This window comes from Spartinivicinus poritis, assembly GCF_028858535.1.
GTDB lineage: Bacteria > Pseudomonadota > Gammaproteobacteria > Pseudomonadales > Zooshikellaceae > Spartinivicinus > Spartinivicinus poritis.
In genome coordinates this window covers 43,223-60,444 of record NZ_JAPMOU010000034.1, presented here as the reverse complement: position 1 = coordinate 60,444, position 17,222 = coordinate 43,223, and the positions used below count along the sequence as shown (strand labels likewise).

The window sequence follows — 17,222 nt, the reverse complement described above, 5'->3', positions numbered from 1 at the left end:
AAGGATAAATAACGGTATTCCTAGCCTGTTCACTTATAAAACAGATTGGTTGTTTTATCACCTTGAATGGGCTGGCCCAACGAGCTTATTCTGCGTATTTAAATACCCATAAGGTTGATAATAGTCCCATGCGATATTAAAAACTGGTTTTTTGCAGGCTGCAAAGCAGCTGGTCGTTACTATAGATAGCACTAAGGTACTTAACCAGCGAAGCATGAGATAACCCCGGTAGAGTGATGATATCCCTCGTAAGTATAGGCTACAGTGGTTTTGTTACTAACTGTGTCTTGAATTGCAATAAGATTGTCTCTTCCAGCTAAGCGGTTATGCATATTCTCGCGTTAGTTTGTATAAGTGCAAATTTAAATTTGTGTGAATAATTACTATAGCCAAAGAACGGATATAGCTTAAACAAGAGGCATATAAGGATGCCTTAATAAACAGAGAGGATTATAAGAGGGCTTATAGTCCTCTCAATGAATAAAAGCGAGAAAATAACTATGTGCTCAGCGTCAAATCGTGGTGTCGTTTACATGGGTCCAGGCCATGTAGAAGTTCAGTCAATTGCATTTCCAGAGTTGGCCTTAGGTAAGCGGAAATGTTCCCATGGGGTCATTCTAAAAGTTGTATCTACTAATATTTGTGGCAGCGACCAGCATATGGTAAGGGGAAGAACCACCGCACCTGAAGGCTTGGTTTTAGGGCATGAAATAACTGGAGAAATTATTGAGTGTGGTTCTGATGTCGAGTTTTTAAAAGTAGGGGATCTAGTTTCTGTACCCTTTAATATTGCTTGCGGTCGTTGCCGAAATTGTAAAGAAGGGCAAACAGGTATTTGTTTGCAGGTAAACCCAGCACGCCCTGGTGCCGCTTATGGATATGTCGATATGGGAGGCTGGGTTGGCGGTCAGTCTGAATATGTGATGGTACCTTATGCCGACTTTAATTTATTAAAATTCCCTGATCGCGATCAGGCAATGGAGAAAATGCGTGATCTTACCTTGTTATCGGATATTTTCCCAACCGGCTTTCATGGCGCTGCGACAGCGGGTGTAGGACCTGGCTCGACAGTCTATATTGCAGGAGCGGGCCCGGTTGGTTTAGCTGCAGCAGTATCAGCTCAATTATTGGGAGCAGCCTGTGTTATTGTGGGGGATATGAACTCCGCTCGACTTGAGCAAGCTCATAGTTTTGGTTGTGAAACTATTGATTTACGGCAAGATGCAACTGTTCCTGAATTGATTGAACAGGTATTAGGTGTACCTGAAGTAGATGCTGGTGTAGATTGTGTTGGTTTTGAAGCCCGCTGTCATGGTTGTAATCATCATCAGGAACAACCGGCAACTGTCTTAAATACTATGATGGATGTAACCCGAGCGGGTGGTGGTGTAGGTATTCCTGGCTTATATGTCACAGGTGATCCTGGTGCAGTTGATGATGCAGCGAAAATGGGGCAGCTTGGTGTAAGAATAGGTTTAGGCTGGGCGAAATCTCATTATTTTTATACTGGGCAATGTCCAGTAATGAAATATCATCGACAGTTAATGCAGGCTATTTTATGGGATAAGGTAAAAATTGCTGATGCGGTAAATGTCCAGGTTATTTCGTTAGATGATGCACCGAAAGGCTACGCTGATTTTGATGAAGGGGCTGCTAAGAAATATGTAATAGACCCTCACGGTTCAGTTGCGGCTTAATCTGTTAACAGTAATTAAAACAAAACCAGCCAGATTAAATCTGGCTGGCTAAGTTAATAAGGATTGTATTTAAGTAATAACCTATTATTTAACGTACTGTAAACTGTCTTGGTTGTAAGCTGATAGTCGCATTGCTATTGGCGCCAATATAACTATTATATGTGCGAGCGTTTTCAAGTACATAAAATGAGTCAACATAGTCATCATCATTTTGGAACCAGCTATCTTTCATGGCGGAAAGCACTCTTTGACCTATACCAATAAAGGGTTTTGCTTCAGGAATGCCACCAAGCTCTAAACCTTTCCCAACAATTTCAAGTAATAGCTTAGCTAGTTCCTTGTAGTTATAGTTACTGTCTTGTTCAAAGAATAAAATATCAGCAACTCCCCAACGGTATCTTTCCCAATACACCAATACCTGATTTGGGTGATAGTCTTTACCGTCTTCATCTAAGTAAGGCATATCGACAATATCAATTTGAGGCTTATCACGCTCTGCTGAAACCCCAGTAACAATCGCGTAGATTTCTGCTTTACCTAAAATCCACGGTTCTTGATCAGACGTTAAGTTGATTTTTTTCAAAATACTCGTATTTAAGGTCTCACTATTATCTGATTTACGGCTGCGTTGCATGCCTTTTGGCGAAGCTCCACTTAGTTTGTCGTTTAATAATCTGATGCCTGCTTTTTGAATCTTTTTATCATCTGTGCCAATAACTACTACAGGTTGACTGGGTTGATTATAAACATCGAGATAAACGGTATTGCCTTGTTGATCAAATGCTTCAATAGCAGACCATTCAGACTCATCGCCATCAGGTACGTAGCTAATGAGGACTTGATTATCAGCATCCATGTCAGTCATTTTTGGAGTGACTAGTCGAACTTGCATAACACTTTTGGCGTACCCTTGTACACCATATTTAGAAATAGTAGATTTATTTGCTTGGTGTGATAGTTTGTTAAGATGTTTATTATTAGGAACAGCCTTGGCTACAGTTGCTAAATCCAGCTTGTAATTATTATCAGCAAGGCTGTAAGCTAACATTTCTGACTTGCCAGCCAATTCTAAGGCTATTTCTCGTCTAGTTTCACCTGGAGTGATTGCAGAGGCTATGGCAGGAGCTAAAGCAGTTAATAGTACGACAGCTTTATTTATTTTCATATTAGTTAAGTTCCCAGTTATTGTTATTTTATTTGAAATATAAGAGAGTTTTGTTTTTTGAGTTATCCCTTATATATGACCTTATATACAAGGTTGTAAGTATTTCTCCTTATTGGTGTAGTGAGGCTAGCATTATTTTTTTGCTTATACAACTGTTTGAAAGTGAAATTTACAATTGGTGCATACACGTTGTTTTCAGTACAATCTAAAATCGTAATTAATTAAAAATAATGTGTTGCCTGTAAGTAAACCCTTCTATAGTACTATAATTGGAACTGTGGTTTTGTTTGTTTTTAATAAAAGCTTATATGTAAATCACAAAAGTAAAAAAAGTGTAATTTAAAATATAAGCTAAATTATTGTTTGACAGATTTGTTTTGTAAATTGCTAGTCAGCTTTTGACTTTATAAATAAAAATAGACGTTATTGTAACTGTATGCAGCATTGATAATACTTATTTGCTTCTTTTACTTGTTTAATTAAACCGGTTGCTGTAAAGGTCATTGTACTTATAGGGACTCCTGCAGTGATGAGTTGTTTGGCAGTCCAGTTATTACAGTTGTTGGTGAGGTAAAAGTATCCAGTGCCATTAAAAAAATGACTATCTCCATAAAGGCCTTCCTGAATAGGAACAATTGCTCCTGTAGCATCTTTTTGAAACGAGTCAGCAATAGCTAAATTAAGTTGTTGATGGGCAACAGCTGATATTTTAATTTCAATAACCTCGCTGTTAGAAAAGTACTGGGTAGGATCAGTAGCTAAACCAACTACATGAAGCACACTATTAGTTGGCCAAAAAGCTGCTTTTAATGTCATAGCACTAGTAACCTGATTTGCCTGGTAAAAATCTTTATCTCCCCAGCCAATTTCAAAGTAAAGGCCATTATTAAAATAGTCTTGAAGAAATATTAACTCTTTGGTCAAGTTTTTTGTGGCGATGACTAGTCCTGTATGCCAGCCATGGCTTACAAGAAAAATGCTTCTTTCATTGTGTGGTAAATCTGCTAGATAACCCCAAGAGTGGTGAGAATTACAATTTGTTAGGAGTAATAGGATAAAGATTACTGTAACAAACCGTTTTAATTGTAGGTGCATACTTTAATACTCTATTGGGTTGTCATTCTCTTTGGCTAATATTAGGAGTGCCCTAAAGTAAACGACAAAAGAGTATTTATTTAATGAGTATTAACGAGCTTTTATCACTAATTGCTGAGTATCAGTTGGTGATCGTCAGTTACTTTATTAGCTTACCAGTAGTTAGCTATATTTTGTTATTGATGTATAAGCGAACGGCTCAACTTAATTGGGTCGACTATTTTTTATCTGTATTAGTTTATCTAGCTTCTATTCCTGGGATTATTTCATTTTCATTAATTTTTTATACCTTATTTATTATTCGAGGTAATTTGCTTGAAGTAAATGCATTAGTCTATTTTTTGCCAGTTGTTTCAATGGTATTAGTCTTTGTGCAAATTGCTAGAAAAACTGACTTTGAGCACTTGCCTGGCTTTGGTCGGTTGTCAGGCCTGATGTTAATGATGCTACTCACTTGTATTGTGGTTTTAGTGTTACAAAGACTTCATTTTTTTGTCGGCTTTTTTGCTTCAATAGAAAGCCTTATAGTGATTGCCGTTATTATTTTTACCTTGTTTAAAATAGCTGGCGCTAAGATTATGAATAAACATCATTAGTGCTTACATATATATTCTTCATAAATGACTTTAAGGTTGAAATACATGACTACAGTATCTATGAAGAAAGGTATAACAAAACAAAGCTGTGGCTCTTTGGTAGATAGCTACTCTGTCAACTATACTTTGTACAAAAGATAGTCACTTTGATGAGAGTAGTTATGGATACCTCGCAGCACAATCTCTGTACTTTGTTTCAGCAGCTTGGCTTGTCTGCAAGCAGTGAAGAGATTGATAAGTTTTTAGCTGTTCATTCTTTGAAGCCAGGTGCTCAGCTGAGTGAAGCTGATTTTTGGAATGAGTCTCAAGCTGAGTTTTTAAGAGCTGCTGTAGCTGAAGATGCGGATTGGGCAGAGGTAGTAGATGAGCTGGATGCTCGGCTACGCCACTAAATGTATACGCAACTATAGGTAGAAGTTAAACAATTATTAGAGGTGCTCTTAGGTGTTCCTTTAGTTGTGAAGCTGGTTGTTGTTCAACCAATTGACATTTTAGGTAAATACAAGGATGTTTCCAGTGAAACTCAGTATTATTGTTATTAGTCTGTTGCTCTCTACTCACTTATTTGCCGAAGAAGATAGGGCTTTGAAAGCTTGTCAAAAGATAGGGATTTGTGTGCCAAATGAGCTAAAGCAAGAGGCGATCAGTAAGTGCAAAGATTTATTATCTGAAGTGAAGGGCGAAATTTCAATTGAGCCTGAGTGGGCAAAAGCCACTACACGTAAATACTCGCGTTATATCGTGGATGGTCAAGTAAAAAGGGACTCTTTTTTCTCTGTTGACCTTTCTGCTACAGCAGAAGGGGGAGAGGAAATTAGCTTTATGTGTGTTTTTGATAAGGAAGATAACTTTGTCAATATCGGCAAGCCAGTAGTAAAAACCAAAGATAATATGAATTTGTATCGTAAAGCTAAGGAAAAAATAAGATCTTAAACTTCATTGTTCCTTCTCCCCTAAGGGGGAGAAGGAACTTGGTTCTGAGTCACTTCGCGAGTTACTTCAATACATTCAATAATGTATAAGCGTCAACAATTCCACCACTTTTCGATAAGCTGGAAAACTTAACCAGCTCAGAATCTTCTGGTGACTTAACGTCTAAGCCTGGGTAATCTCTAGTGGTATACATCAGTAGTTGCTTTAAATAATAGCCATTCATCCAAGGGTATTGTGATAAAGCTAATGCAGCAACGCCTGACACGACTGGGGCTGCCATACTGGTTCCACTGTAAGCGGCATATTGATTATTAGGAGTAGTAGAGAGTATTTTGTGGCCAGGTGCGAATAAGTCGACAGTACGTTTACCGAAGTTACTGAAGCTGGCTACCATGTTTTCACCTTTTTTGTAAGATGAGGCACCTACATCAAGCCAGTTTGGATTACGGTAGCCTGAGTAGAACTTCATAAAGCGATTGGGGAAGTTATCGCTTTCATCGTTGTTCTGGCTGTCGTTACCTGCTGCGTGAACGAGTAAAACTCCCTTACTGGCGGCATATAAAAAGGCAGAGTCTACCACTTCTTTGCGAGGGGAGTAGCTTTTACCAAAGCTCATGTTAATAATATCTGCACCATTATCAACAGCATAACGTACGGCATTTGCAACATCTTTATCGCGTTCGTCACCATTTGGAACAACACGTAAAGCCATGATTTTTACGTTAGACGCAACACCTTTAATGCCTAGATCATTGTTTCGGTCTGCTGCAATGATACCCGCAACATGTGTACCATGGTCAGAATCTGGTCCTATTACATCGTTGTTGCCATAGTTGGATTCCCAAGGATTGTTTGGATCGTCTTTTACAATTTCAGAACGTGGGTCAAAATCGGTATTAAAGTAATAATTTACTTTATTTGAATAATATTCAACGTAGTCATTAATTTTCTCATAGTTGCCAAACCTATCTAGCACAGAAAGTAAGTAGGTTTTAGCCTCAATAATGCTATCGTCGCTGCTAGTTATATTTTCAAGCGATGCTTTTGAAAAGTCTTCAATACCAAGAGTTTCTGTTAACAGCTGTTTAAACTGGCTGGTTTTTTCTTGATACTCTTTTGATTTTTCAAGAGATTTTTTGGCGCTCTCGTACTCATCATGATAATCTTTGCTTACTTTTTCAAAATATTTTTTTTGCTCTTCGTTTAGTTCTTTGCCTGCAGATTTTAAATCTAAATACTTTTTGTACTCACGAGTGACTTCAAGAGTATCAAAGTTCACATGGCTGCCATCTCTACCTCCGATAAAGTTCCAGCCATAAATATCGTCAACATAGCCATTGTTGTCATCATCAATGCCATTGTCTGCTATTTCTCCAGGGTTATGCCAGATTTTCCCTTGTAAATCTTCATGGTGTACATCTACACCGGAGTCAATAACTGCTACCACAACAGGTTTGTAATTATTATGGGGTGTTAACTCTTTATATACTCTATCGACACCAGAGCCTTCAATACCATCAAGTACTGGGCTTTTATTAAACCAATCTTTAATTTCTGCAGTATTATCTAATCGAATACTGCGCTTGAACCGTTTTGCTTTTTTTGCTACTTCGCTTTGCTCAATAATATCTCCCTTGGCATTAGTTAAAGGAGGAAGAGGCTCTATGGCTGACTGGGCGAAGCTAGAAAAGCTAATGCTGCTTAGCAATAAAGTAGATAAGGTTGATGCTGCTATTTGCTTGGTTTTCATTATTATTTTTTCCTTGTGTGGATGTTTTAGCTAGAACAGGAGCTCATAAAAGTAATAAACAGATTTTTAAGTGATTTCTTGTTCTGTTATTTGTTAAGAATGTGTGAGTGTTCTTCTTAATAAATGCCTGCAGTATTTAATATAAAAAATAAACATTAATATATTAGGCAAGCGTTTAATATATGTTTGAATATTAGTAACTTCTATATAATGCAAAGGTGTGCTATTTATCCTGCCTTTATATATTAGCCTGTTTATTATTTGGTTATTGCTTGGTTGTTATTTAATTTTTAGCATAGTGACGGCTGTACATTAGTTATTTTAAATTGTTTTATTGTTTGTGTTGTTAGGCAATCATACAAGATAGCTGCCCATGTGAATAAAAAGCTACTACATTATTTAACTTAACACAACTAAATGAAATAGACTTCTTGGTCATTTATTGGCTTTTAGAACTTTTGTCTTATTTTGAGTATGGAACACTAATCTTGCTAAAGAGCTGCTAAGCTTTTAATAACTTTGTAAATATAGCTGAATGAAAAGGTTTTATAGCGTTAGCCCGCTAAAGTTCAAGAGTAAAAGATAATAGTTGGTGCAAAATGAGATGGTTGGTCATTCTATTGCTTTTTATAAGCACTTTTTCACTATCAGAAAATGAAGATGAAAAAGTGCTTAATATTGTTACAGGTGAATACCCGCCTTGGATTTCAAAAAGTATGAAGCATGGTGGTTTTGCTCAGCATATGACTTCAGAAATATTTGAACGCGCTGGATATCAAGTGAGTTACTTTTACTACCCCTGGGCAAGAACTTTTAAAGAAGCACAAACGGACAAATATCATGCCACTATGCTGTGGTATTATTCCAGTGAGCGGGAGCGCTTATTTTATCATAGTGAATCACTCTATACTGAAGAAGTTGTTTTCTTTCACTTGAAGACAACTGATCTTAAAAATTGGCACTCACTTGAAGATTTAAAGGAATATAGAATTGGAGCAACCCGAGGTTATACCTATACACCTGAGTTTTGGGAAGCATATGAGAATGGTAGTTTGAATATTATTGCCAATAGCTCTGACGAAATTAATTTTAAAATGTTGCTAAAAAAAAGAATTGACTTATTTATATCTGCAACTGTACCGGGTTATAGCTTATTGCTAAAAGAGTTTCCTAAGGATCAAGTTGAAACAATTACTTTCTATCCTCGTGCTTATTTCTCTAATACCAATCATTTGCTTTTTTCTAAAAAAAGGGCTGATGCTCAAGAATTATTGGGTATATTTAATAAAGGTTTGCTAGCTTTAAAAAAAGAGGGCACTTATGAAAGATACTATGACTTGCTGCTAGAGGGCTATTATAGTAAGTAGTCTTGTAAAATAAAAGGTCTTGATTTATGAATATTCCTTAAATCAAGATGCTACAATATTTTTGGTTTTGTTTGAAGGTTGTGTTGGTTGAGTTAATTGACACTGTTTTATACTAATCTGTTTATTAGATTTTAGCTGATAATTTTGAGTTGTATTTAACCCAGGAACGCACTTGACCAAACTGGAGAGGAAAAAGACAAATGGCTTGCCTATAGGTAATAAGCAAGGAATAATCGACTGCTATACCTACTGTTAAGGTATATGATTTGTAAGATACATGTTGTTTACGCGAGTATAGCTAATGAAGCGACGAATTGCTGTAGTTGAAGATGAGGCGGCTATTAGAGAAAACTATCGGGCAGTGTTAACCCGTTATGGCTATGATGTGTCGCTGTATAGTAACCGTCCGACAGCGATGAAAGCATTTCGTGAACAGTTGCCTGAGTTGGCGATTATTGATGTTGGGTTAGAAGACGAAGTCGAAGGTGGTTTCGAGTTATGTCGTGAGCTACGCTCGATGGCTCCACACTTACCCATTATTTTTCTCACAGCAAGGGATAGTGAGTTTGATGCGATATCAGGCTTACGGCTAGGGGCTGATGATTATTTAACCAAAGATATTAGCCTGGAGCATATGGTTGCCAGAATAGTTGCACTATTTCGTCGTATTGATTCATTAAAGCAGTCACAGCAAAATTCACTACAAATAGTAGAAGGACCATTAGTATTAGACCTGGACCGTATGACGGCTGTTTGGAACGATGCACCTGTGCCATTAACGTTAACCGAGTTTTGGCTAGTGCATGCGCTGGCTAAACACCCTGGGCATGTTAAAAACAGACAACAATTGATGGATGCTGCGAATGTGGTATTAGATGACAGTACCATTACTTCACATATTAAGCGAATCAGAAAAAAATTCCTAAAGCTTGACCCTGCATTCACTGCAATTGAAACCATTTATGGGTTTGGCTATCGTTGGCAACCACATTAATCTTACCCCTTTATGCGCCTGCCATTACAGTTGTTATTTATTAGTCTATTCATGCTTGCGTTGCCTTGGGCGGGTTGTCAGTATGTAAAAGAGCTAGAGTCTGCTTTGCGTAAAGGTCAAGAAAATACCTTGTTAGCGAGTGCTCAGGTATTGGCACAGTCGCTTGATGAAGTTGAACAGTTTTATCCTACGACGGCTTATATTAATCAGGCTCCTCCGGCTGACAGGCAATTATATGCTCATCAATTGGCAAGACCAATGATAGTTGATGGTTATGCTGACGACTGGGTACAAGAGCAGCAGCAAATGAACTGGTGGCCAGCCAAGTCAACAGTTGGTCAAGTACAGTTATCAGCTAGTATTGGTATTTATCAGTCTCAACAACAGCAATCTGCTGGCTCACTCTATTTTCATCTTAATATCAAAGACAGCCAGCTACACTATCGCCCTTATCAAGAACAGCGGGTTATTGCGGCGGATTCGGTGTTAATCGAGTTACAACATCCATGGGGGACGCGTTCTGCTTATTTGCTGGATACCAGTGCACCGGGTTTATTAAGAGCTAAGGAAATTACCCATCAGTTTGGTAAGTTAAAATGGGTAATGAGAGATGATATTTATGGATACTGGCAAGAGTCTGCCAAAGGCGTTGCTATTGAGCTACAAATGCCATTATCCATCGTCGGACATAGAGTGGCAGTTAGCTATCTGGACTACCAGCCTGCTACTGATCAGGTGGTTATGTATAAAGTTGGACATTCACCACAGTTGTTAACCATGGCAGAACTAAATCAACATTTACAGTTATTGCCACCACCAGAAGGCTATTTAATCAGGTCTAAGCGACAGTTAGCTGCTCAAATTGCGTCTTATGCTAATAATGTGGATGAGCTATTAGTTGTGGATAGACAAGGTTGGTTGCTTGCCCGTACCTATCGGTTTCAAGATGCTGAACCAGACGAATTTGAAGAAAGTTTTAGTTATGGCTTTTGGCGCTGGTTATACCGTTTACTGTTAGGCGATAAACGACAGTTAGCCACTTTTTCTGAAGTGGAAAACAGGTTTTATAATGAACAGGTACAAGCCGTATTAAAAGGTGAGGCCAATGCTCAGTGGTATCGCTCGTCTAGTGACAAAACCAAGGTGGCAGTGGCCTACCCAGTTAAAAATGAAGTGGGGGTGGTAGGGGCTGTTGTACTTATTAATAGTAGTGATGAAATTTTATCGTTAACTAACTCTGCTTGGCGGGAGCTATTACAGATAACCTTATTAGTTGTGACTGTTTGTGTTTTTGCATTATTTGGTTATGCCAGTTGGTTGTCGTTTCGGATCAAGCGGCTTAGTGGTTTGGCTGAGCAGGTATTGAGCAAAGAAGGTCAATTAATTAGTTATTTCCCAGTGTCTGGGGCTCAGGATGAAATAGGTGATTTAAATAGAAGCTTTTCGGTGTTACATAGCCGACTGATGGAGTATACCCACTACTTAAAAGGCTTATCCAGTAAATTAGCCCACGAGTTACGTACACCACTGGCTGTTATTAAATCGTCATTAGATAATATGGCCTTAGAGCCTTTGCCTGATACAGTAAAAACTTATCAGTCCCGAGCGATAGAAGGGGTAGATCGGTTACGTTACTTGATTGAAGCCATGAGTGAGGCTAACCGGGTTGAACAGAGTATTGCCAGCGCTGAGCCGGAATTATTTAGCTTAAAATCAGTGGTTGAGGGTATGGGGCAAGCTTATCAAAGTGTATACCCTAACAAAGAATTCAAATTGGAAATTACTGATAACAGTTGCCAGTTATGGGGTGAACCTGAATTAATCAGTCAGATGTTGGATAAGCTGGTTAGCAATGCTGCTGATTTTACCACTGATGGCCAGCAAATTGCCATTGAGCTGGCTGTGTTAGAAAATGACTATTTGCTTGCAGTAAGCAACGAAGGGCCATTATTGCCTGAAACTATGCGCCATCAGCTGTTTGATTCGCTGGTTTCCGTGCGAAAAGAAGCCAACAATAAACAACACTTAGGGTTTGGTTTATATATTGTTAAGTTGATTGTTGACTTCTATGAAGGCGAGGTTACTGCTGATAATCTGGATGACTTATCTGGTGTTATTTTCACAATCACCTTACCTAAAGTTAACAGCCTCACTATTACGTAGTTTATCTAGAATCAAGTTCAATCCTTCAATTAAATTAGCTTGTAAGTCCGGCAAAGGTTCAGTTCCCCATTGTGATAGTTCATTAAAGATAGGGGTGTCGACTAATTGTTGGAGAGGCAGAGAGGGTAAAAAATTATCTCTGCATAAATGGATGAATTTTAGGGTGCGAAAGCCATCAAACCAATCAGTAATCGTTGCTTGCCATTGTTGAGGAGTAGGGGGCTGCTTTAATACATGTTGAATTAGCTTATTTATTCCCAGCCACTCTAGTACTTTAAGCACTGACTGACAGTCTGTTGGTGCAAGTTGTTGTGATAGCAGATATTCAGCAAAGGCATGTTGCCAGTCGGTTTGTGAGCTTAGCAGAGTTATTAGGTTTTTATTTAACCAATTAAGTGTTAATTTGAGCCAATAAAAGCAGCCAGGTTGATAGTAGCAATATTCAGTTAGGGGCTCCGGTAATTGACAAATAGTATTTAAAGCAGGTCCAGTACCAAATGGAACTCGATCTGAAAGCCTGGCATTCACCCTGATTGATTGAGAGAGCTGTGTGATGGAGCCTAGTTTCGCTAATTTATTTAAACAGTAAAAATCTTCTCCGCCAGCACGCTTGGGAAACCCTCTTACCTGACAGTAGTAGGAGATATTAATAGTAAGTAGGCTGCCAATAGTATGATAAGCAAAAGGAGAGTTGGCCCAGTTTAGCCCGGCAACATAATATCTTAACTTAATGTCGTATAGCTGTTGGGCAACTTGCTGTTTTTTATAATGATTGGGCTTATAGTGACTGAGTTGCTTGCCATTATCACAGTCAACTGGGGCAGGTACTTCATGACTAAAATTAAATACGGCAGCTGCAGTGATATTTGTTAAGTGGCTACAAGCATTAAAATAATCAACAGGTAAAACGACATCAGCATCAGATGAAAATAACCAATGGTTTAACAGTTTTTGCTGATGATATAACTGGCAAGCAATATCAGCCCCTATTTTTCTGGCTAAACCAACCCCTTGTTGTGATGGAATAACAGAGCCAGGCTGATTGCGATTGACGACTAAAATGTAATGGTGCTTAAGCCATTGATAAAGAGTTAAGTGTTGTTGTTGCCATTGCTGTTGTAGGCTTTGATTGATGTGGTTAATTAACTGGTTATTTTTTGCTATTTTATCATCACTGGCTTGTTCAGGCTGGTTCACAACCAAAATCAGTAAGCAGGGATGAGAGGCTGCTGTAAAAGCAGGGGCTAGCTGTTGTAAAAAGCGGTAGTCTTCATTATAAGCGGGGATAACTAATGCTTGGTGAAATACCACAGGTATATTAGCCGCCACTGCTGCTTCTGGCTCAGCATAAACCGTTAAATATTGGGTAATAGGTGATCGTTTGGCCATCGTTTATTAGAGGTGCCCTTAAGTTAGTGTAGGGCTGCTCTTATGGGCAAATTAGCGACAATATTTGCCTCAAATGCTAACAACTCTTCAAGGCGCTCATCGACTGAGGCTTTATCAACATAGCGATAAGCAAGCTCTAAAAACAGCTCAAAATGACGGCCTTCTGAGCGAGTAATAGCGGTGTAAAACTTTTTTAGCTGCCCTTCTGGTAAAGCCTCGGCGACCAGCCCAAACCGTTCATGGCCACGAGCTTCCACGATACTGGCGATTAATAATCGGTCTAACAAATAAGCTTCTTTGCCTTGTCGAATAGCCTTGCGAAACTCGTTTACATAAGGATCTTTAACATCAGGTACAAGTTGCAAGCCTTGTTGGTAGATCAATTGGGATACTTCGCGAAAATGGCTTAGCTCCTCAATAGCTAAATCAATCATGGCTTTTATCAGCTCAGGTTTATCTGGGTAGTGAGAAACCATAGACATTGCCATGCCTGAGGCTTTTTTCTCAGCGGTCGCATGGTCTAATAAAAAGGCATCAAAATCAGCCATCACTGCTTCAATCCACGCAGCAGGCGTTGCAAACTGCAGCTTGTACATAGTTTGTAGGTATCCTAAAACATCACAAAGGTGGGGATATTAGCCAATTTAATCGCAATCTACCAGGTGAGAGGCTCGTGCAAAACTACTGCGCTTGCAAACACTGCATTAAAAATCGACTTAAAATGCTCATTTATTAGGTATAAACTCCGCTTTTTCGTCAATTTTTGCCTTGTCTTTGCTGCGCTCCTGACTTTTTGCGACAGCCTCGGGGGTAATGAGATAGCACCTTCATGAGAAAGGTGCCAGAAAGTGAAAACCTGATTAACTTGTTAGCGGTTTCTTACCTCTACAGCCTCAATTTTATCGAAAGGCACTAGGGCATCATAAAACTCCTTACCTGTCAGGCTTTTCAGTTGCACCAAGTGCTGGCCTATTGTGCCTACTGTGCCAGAAAGTGTTTTGCCTGAAACCAGGTGAAGAGTCACGGCTTTTTTGGTTTTCTGCATCAGGTAACTTTTAACTGTATCCTGAGTTGAGGGGGCAGTTTTTACCGTTTCAGCAGCATAGTTAGTGGCTGAAAATGCGTATAAAGAGATACACAAGCAAGCAAAAAGAGTGCGTTTCATTATATTACAACCTACGTCTAAAGATTATAGATAGTTTTATAGACTATTTTAGCGAAGATGGTTATTAATATTTTTCTAAATTGAGTAATATCTTTTATTTCAGTATGTCTCTGTGATTAATGCTCTGCGTGTATTAAATCTCCGTTGTATTTTTGTATAATCTTGCTGAATTCACCACTCGTCTTGATCGTTTGCAAACCATGGTTAAACTGGGTAATTAATGCAGGGAGAGTGGTTTTTTTACTAAACATGACATGGATACTGCCTGTGTTGATCATTGGCATGGGGTGTCTGATAATTTGCTTACTTAAGCCGACTTTTTTTAAGTCAATTTCTGTGCCTGGTGGGTAGCCAATAAAACCGTCAATTCGATTGGCGATTAATTTAAAAAAATTATCCTGTTCCGTTTCCGCTATATTTATATACTTCTTGAATAAAGCTGTTTTTAGGAGTTGACTAAATTTGTCACCATAATAATTACCTCGACGAATACCAAGACGAAACTTCAGGTGAGGTAATTCTGTAAGAGTCATAAAGTTAAATTTATGAAGGTCTTCTTTACGAATATAGATAGCAATATATTCGTGTCGATAGGGTTCTGAAAAATAAGCAAACATTTCCCGTTTACTGGTTTTAGAGGCTTGTGCGGCTATATCGAGTAGTCCTTGCTCTAACCAATGTACTTGCCTTTTCCATGGTATGTCCAAGCGAATAATTAATTGACACCCCATAAGGGTGAAGATGGTCTTAATTAGCTCAACATCTAGCCCAGTTAACTGGGCATTTTGATCAAGATAAGACCAGGGCTCGGTGTGAGTATCAAAGCTAACAGTTAAAGGTTTTTTGCATAGCTTGCTGGCATCAATATGGCAACTGAATAGTATCATTAAGAGCATGAATGAAATTTTTTGCAGCTTCATGCTTGAAAGTGTAGCTAAGGAATGTGCATGAAATAACTTCATTACAAACAAAACAGTAAGGCTATTTCTGGAAATATGGTAAACTGCCCAATGACAAATTTTATTTTCTACTGGTTTGGCCTCCATTACTGTAGCCTGCCCTGTTACTGAGGAAACAACTTAATGTCTTCAACACCTTCGCAGCCAACATTTGCGGACTTGGCGCTGACTGATTCATTACTGAAAGCGCTGGATGAAGTGGGGTATGAAACACCTTCCCCCATCCAGGCTGAATGTATTCCGCACTTGCTGGAAGGTAGTGACATTCTTGGCCAGGCTCAAACGGGTAGTGGTAAAACAGCTGCTTTTGCTTTGCCGTTACTGGCCAGGCTTAACCTGAAAGAAACCAAGCCACAGGTATTAGTATTAACCCCTACACGAGAGCTAGCAATCCAGGTAGCGGAAGCCTTTCAAAGCTATGCCAAGTATATGAAAGGTTTTCATGTGCTGCCTATCTACGGTGGGCAAAGTTACTCAGTTCAGTTACGGCAGTTAAAAAGAGGGGTGCATGTTGTAGTGGGTACCCCTGGCCGGGTAATGGACAATATTCGTCGTGGCAGTCTGCAGCTGGATAACCTGCAAGCTTTAGTGTTAGACGAAGCGGATGAAATGCTGCGGATGGGCTTTATTGACGATGTAGAGTGGATTATGGAACAAACGCCAGCCACACGACAGGTTGCGTTGTTTTCTGCCACTATGCCAACAGTCATCAGAAAAGTAGCAAGACAGCATTTAAAAGACCCTAAAGAAGTCAAAATTGCCATGCAAACGGCTACTGCAGAAACCATCAGTCAACGCTATTGGTCTGTGCGAGGGGTTAACAAGTTAGATGCTTTAACGCGTATTTTAGAAGTGGAAAACTTCGATGCCATGATTATCTTTGTTCGTACCAAAACAGCGACCATTGAATTGGCAGAAAAGTTAGAAGCTCGGGGGTATTCTTGTGCGGCATTAAATGGTGATATGCCGCAGAAACAGCGGGAAATGACCGTTAATCGATTAAAAAAACAGCAGCTAGATATTGTCATTGCAACGGATGTAGCTGCACGTGGCTTGGATGTTGAGCGAATTAGTCATGTGGTGAACTACGACATCCCATATGATACTGAAGCTTATATTCACCGAATTGGTCGTACTGGACGTGCTGGACGAGAAGGACAGGCTATCTTATTTGTTGCCCCTCGTGAAATGCGTATGTTACGGGCAATTGAAAAAGCCACTAAACAAACAATAGCAGCAATGGCTTTGCCATCACCTAAGGATATCAATGATCAGCGAATTGAGCGCTTCAAGCAACGGATTACAAACACATTGGCAGGTAATGAGCTGGAGTTATTCTATAAGTTAGTATCTGAATACCAGGCAGAACACGAAATTGATGCGATTAATATTGCAGCGGCTTTAGCTAAAATGGTACAAGGTGAACAGCCTCTATTGCTGAATTTAAAGCCTGAAAAATTTAAAAGTGAAGAGCCGGAAGAAAAAGGCAGAAAGCGCAGGCAGTACAGCCATCAGGCAGAGCCACTAAAAGCCCATCCAGATATTGAAATGCAACGTTACCGGGTCGATGTAGGGCGTGATCATGGTTTGAAGCCAGGTAACTTGGTTGGTGCTATTGCCAACGAGGCAGATATAGAAAGCCAGTATATTGGTGAAATATGCATATACGATGAATTCAGTACAGTTGACTTACCTGCAGGCATGCCTAAAGATGTGCTACAGCTATTAAAAGGTGTTTATGTTTGTAGCCAAAAGCTGAATATAGGTACAGCAGGTAAAGAGCTTCCTGTCACTGAACGTAAGCCTAAACGGCATAAAAAGAAGGACTCGTTTAAAGGTAGCAAACGACGTAAAAGTAATAGTAATAGCAGCAGGCAAGCTAAAAGCGGTAAAAAAACAAAGCCTGTGAAAAAATAACAACAGGATTTTTGAGCTCGGTTATTTCTCAT

Annotated in this window: 15 protein-coding genes; 8 read left to right on the top strand and 7 right to left on the bottom strand. The window is 39.1% G+C overall.

Going from position 1 to position 17,222, the window contains the following annotated elements; translation table 11 throughout:
• The first annotated feature begins 500 nt into the window (after positions 1–500).
• Positions 501–1,697 (top strand): formaldehyde dehydrogenase, glutathione-independent, encoded by a 1,197-nt coding sequence (gene fdhA / locus ORQ98_RS20890; protein ID WP_274690764.1) that lies wholly within the window; start codon positions 501–503, stop codon positions 1,695–1,697.
• Positions 1,698–1,785: 88 nt separating this feature from the next.
• On the opposite strand, the gene ORQ98_RS20885 is transcribed toward fdhA, so the two are convergent.
• On the bottom strand, positions 1,786–2,862 hold the full coding sequence (locus tag ORQ98_RS20885) for a DUF3103 family protein (RefSeq protein ID WP_274690763.1): 1,077 nt from the start codon (positions 2,860–2,862) through the stop codon (positions 1,786–1,788).
• A gap of 423 nt (positions 2,863–3,285) precedes the next feature.
• Entirely contained in the window at positions 3,286–3,957 is a 672-nt protein-coding gene (locus tag ORQ98_RS20880) for a DUF2459 domain-containing protein (protein WP_274690762.1), read from the bottom strand.
• An 83-nt stretch (positions 3,958–4,040) separates the two neighbouring features.
• Here ORQ98_RS20880 and ORQ98_RS20875 point away from each other — a divergent pair, with 83 nt between their 5' ends.
• From ORQ98_RS20875 to ORQ98_RS20865, 3 genes are all read left to right on the top strand, one after another.
• Positions 4,041–4,553, top strand: a complete 513-nt coding sequence (locus ORQ98_RS20875; RefSeq protein ID WP_274690761.1) for a hypothetical protein — start codon at positions 4,041–4,043, stop codon at positions 4,551–4,553.
• Between the two features lie 161 nt (positions 4,554–4,714).
• Complete coding sequence (locus ORQ98_RS20870) at positions 4,715–4,945, top strand: DUF2789 domain-containing protein (protein WP_274690760.1); 231 nt, start codon at positions 4,715–4,717, stop codon at positions 4,943–4,945.
• Between the two features lie 124 nt (positions 4,946–5,069).
• Positions 5,070–5,486: a hypothetical protein gene (locus tag ORQ98_RS20865; protein WP_274690759.1), complete on the top strand. Its 417-nt coding sequence runs from the start codon at positions 5,070–5,072 to the stop codon at positions 5,484–5,486.
• A 61-nt stretch (positions 5,487–5,547) separates the two neighbouring features.
• On the opposite strand, the gene ORQ98_RS20860 is transcribed toward ORQ98_RS20865, so the two are convergent.
• On the bottom strand, positions 5,548–7,236 hold the full coding sequence (locus tag ORQ98_RS20860) for a S8 family peptidase (RefSeq protein WP_274690758.1): 1,689 nt from the start codon (positions 7,234–7,236) through the stop codon (positions 5,548–5,550).
• A 599-nt stretch (positions 7,237–7,835) separates the two neighbouring features.
• Between ORQ98_RS20860 and ORQ98_RS20855 the strand changes: the two genes are divergently transcribed.
• The 3 genes from ORQ98_RS20855 to ORQ98_RS20845 all read left to right on the top strand — a co-directional run bounded on the left by ORQ98_RS20855 (position 7,836) and on the right by ORQ98_RS20845 (position 11,760).
• Positions 7,836–8,603, top strand: coding sequence for a substrate-binding periplasmic protein (locus ORQ98_RS20855; RefSeq protein WP_274690757.1), 768 nt, complete (start codon positions 7,836–7,838; stop codon positions 8,601–8,603).
• A gap of 301 nt (positions 8,604–8,904) precedes the next feature.
• Positions 8,905–9,597 carry a proteobacterial dedicated sortase system response regulator gene (gene pdsR / locus ORQ98_RS20850; protein WP_274690756.1) on the top strand — a complete coding sequence of 231 codons (693 nt, stop codon included), beginning with the start codon at positions 8,905–8,907 and terminating at the stop codon, positions 9,595–9,597.
• Between the two features lie 12 nt (positions 9,598–9,609).
• Entirely contained in the window at positions 9,610–11,760 is a 2,151-nt protein-coding gene (locus tag ORQ98_RS20845) for an ATP-binding protein (protein WP_274690755.1), read from the top strand.
• Here the strand turns inward: ORQ98_RS20845 and ORQ98_RS20840 are convergent.
• The 4 genes from ORQ98_RS20840 to ORQ98_RS20825 form a co-directional block, all read right to left on the bottom strand.
• Positions 11,728–13,149, bottom strand: coding sequence for a hypothetical protein (locus ORQ98_RS20840; RefSeq protein ID WP_274690754.1), 1,422 nt, complete (start codon positions 13,147–13,149; stop codon positions 11,728–11,730). The two genes, ORQ98_RS20845 and ORQ98_RS20840, sit on opposite strands and share 33 nt — an antisense overlap.
• Before the next feature lie 23 nt (positions 13,150–13,172).
• Entirely contained in the window at positions 13,173–13,745 is a 573-nt protein-coding gene (locus ORQ98_RS20835; RefSeq protein ID WP_274690753.1) for a MiaE family protein, read from the bottom strand.
• A gap of 272 nt (positions 13,746–14,017) precedes the next feature.
• Positions 14,018–14,314 carry a hypothetical protein gene (locus ORQ98_RS20830; protein ID WP_274690752.1) on the bottom strand — a complete coding sequence of 99 codons (297 nt, stop codon included), beginning with the start codon at positions 14,312–14,314 and terminating at the stop codon, positions 14,018–14,020.
• Positions 14,315–14,430: 116 nt separating this feature from the next.
• Positions 14,431–15,360 carry a transporter substrate-binding domain-containing protein gene (locus tag ORQ98_RS20825; protein WP_274690751.1) on the bottom strand — a complete coding sequence of 310 codons (930 nt, stop codon included), beginning with the start codon at positions 15,358–15,360 and terminating at the stop codon, positions 14,431–14,433.
• Between the two features lie 36 nt (positions 15,361–15,396).
• On the opposite strand from ORQ98_RS20825, the gene ORQ98_RS20820 reads away from it, so the two are divergent.
• The gene (locus ORQ98_RS20820) at positions 15,397–17,190 is read left to right on the top strand and encodes a DEAD/DEAH box helicase (RefSeq protein ID WP_274690750.1); all 1,794 of its coding nucleotides are present in this window, start codon (positions 15,397–15,399) and stop codon (positions 17,188–17,190) included.
• The last annotated feature ends 32 nt before the right edge of the window (positions 17,191–17,222 follow it).

What these genes read in the sequence shown, in the direction of transcription:
- fdhA (WP_274690764.1), top strand. Translation starts at nt 501, where the DNA reads ATGTGCTCAGCGTCAAATCGTGGTGTCGTTTACATGGGTCCAGGCCAT.
- ORQ98_RS20885 (WP_274690763.1), bottom strand. Translation starts at nt 2,862, where the DNA reads ATGAAAATAAATAAAGCTGTCGTACTATTAACTGCTTTAGCTCCTGCC.
- ORQ98_RS20880 (WP_274690762.1), bottom strand. Translation starts at nt 3,957, where the DNA reads ATGCACCTACAATTAAAACGGTTTGTTACAGTAATCTTTATCCTATTA.
- ORQ98_RS20875 (WP_274690761.1), top strand. Translation starts at nt 4,041, where the DNA reads ATGAGTATTAACGAGCTTTTATCACTAATTGCTGAGTATCAGTTGGTG.
- ORQ98_RS20870 (WP_274690760.1), top strand. Translation starts at nt 4,715, where the DNA reads ATGGATACCTCGCAGCACAATCTCTGTACTTTGTTTCAGCAGCTTGGC.
- ORQ98_RS20860 (WP_274690758.1), bottom strand. Translation starts at nt 7,236, where the DNA reads ATGAAAACCAAGCAAATAGCAGCATCAACCTTATCTACTTTATTGCTA.
- ORQ98_RS20855 (WP_274690757.1), top strand. Translation starts at nt 7,836, where the DNA reads ATGAGATGGTTGGTCATTCTATTGCTTTTTATAAGCACTTTTTCACTA.
- pdsR (WP_274690756.1), top strand. Translation starts at nt 8,905, where the DNA reads ATGAAGCGACGAATTGCTGTAGTTGAAGATGAGGCGGCTATTAGAGAA.
- ORQ98_RS20845 (WP_274690755.1), top strand. Translation starts at nt 9,610, where the DNA reads ATGCGCCTGCCATTACAGTTGTTATTTATTAGTCTATTCATGCTTGCG.
- ORQ98_RS20840 (WP_274690754.1), bottom strand. Translation starts at nt 13,149, where the DNA reads ATGGCCAAACGATCACCTATTACCCAATATTTAACGGTTTATGCTGAG.
- ORQ98_RS20835 (WP_274690753.1), bottom strand. Translation starts at nt 13,745, where the DNA reads ATGTACAAGCTGCAGTTTGCAACGCCTGCTGCGTGGATTGAAGCAGTG.
- ORQ98_RS20830 (WP_274690752.1), bottom strand. Translation starts at nt 14,314, where the DNA reads ATGAAACGCACTCTTTTTGCTTGCTTGTGTATCTCTTTATACGCATTT.
- ORQ98_RS20825 (WP_274690751.1), bottom strand. Translation starts at nt 15,360, where the DNA reads ATGGAGGCCAAACCAGTAGAAAATAAAATTTGTCATTGGGCAGTTTAC.
- ORQ98_RS20820 (WP_274690750.1), top strand. Translation starts at nt 15,397, where the DNA reads ATGTCTTCAACACCTTCGCAGCCAACATTTGCGGACTTGGCGCTGACT.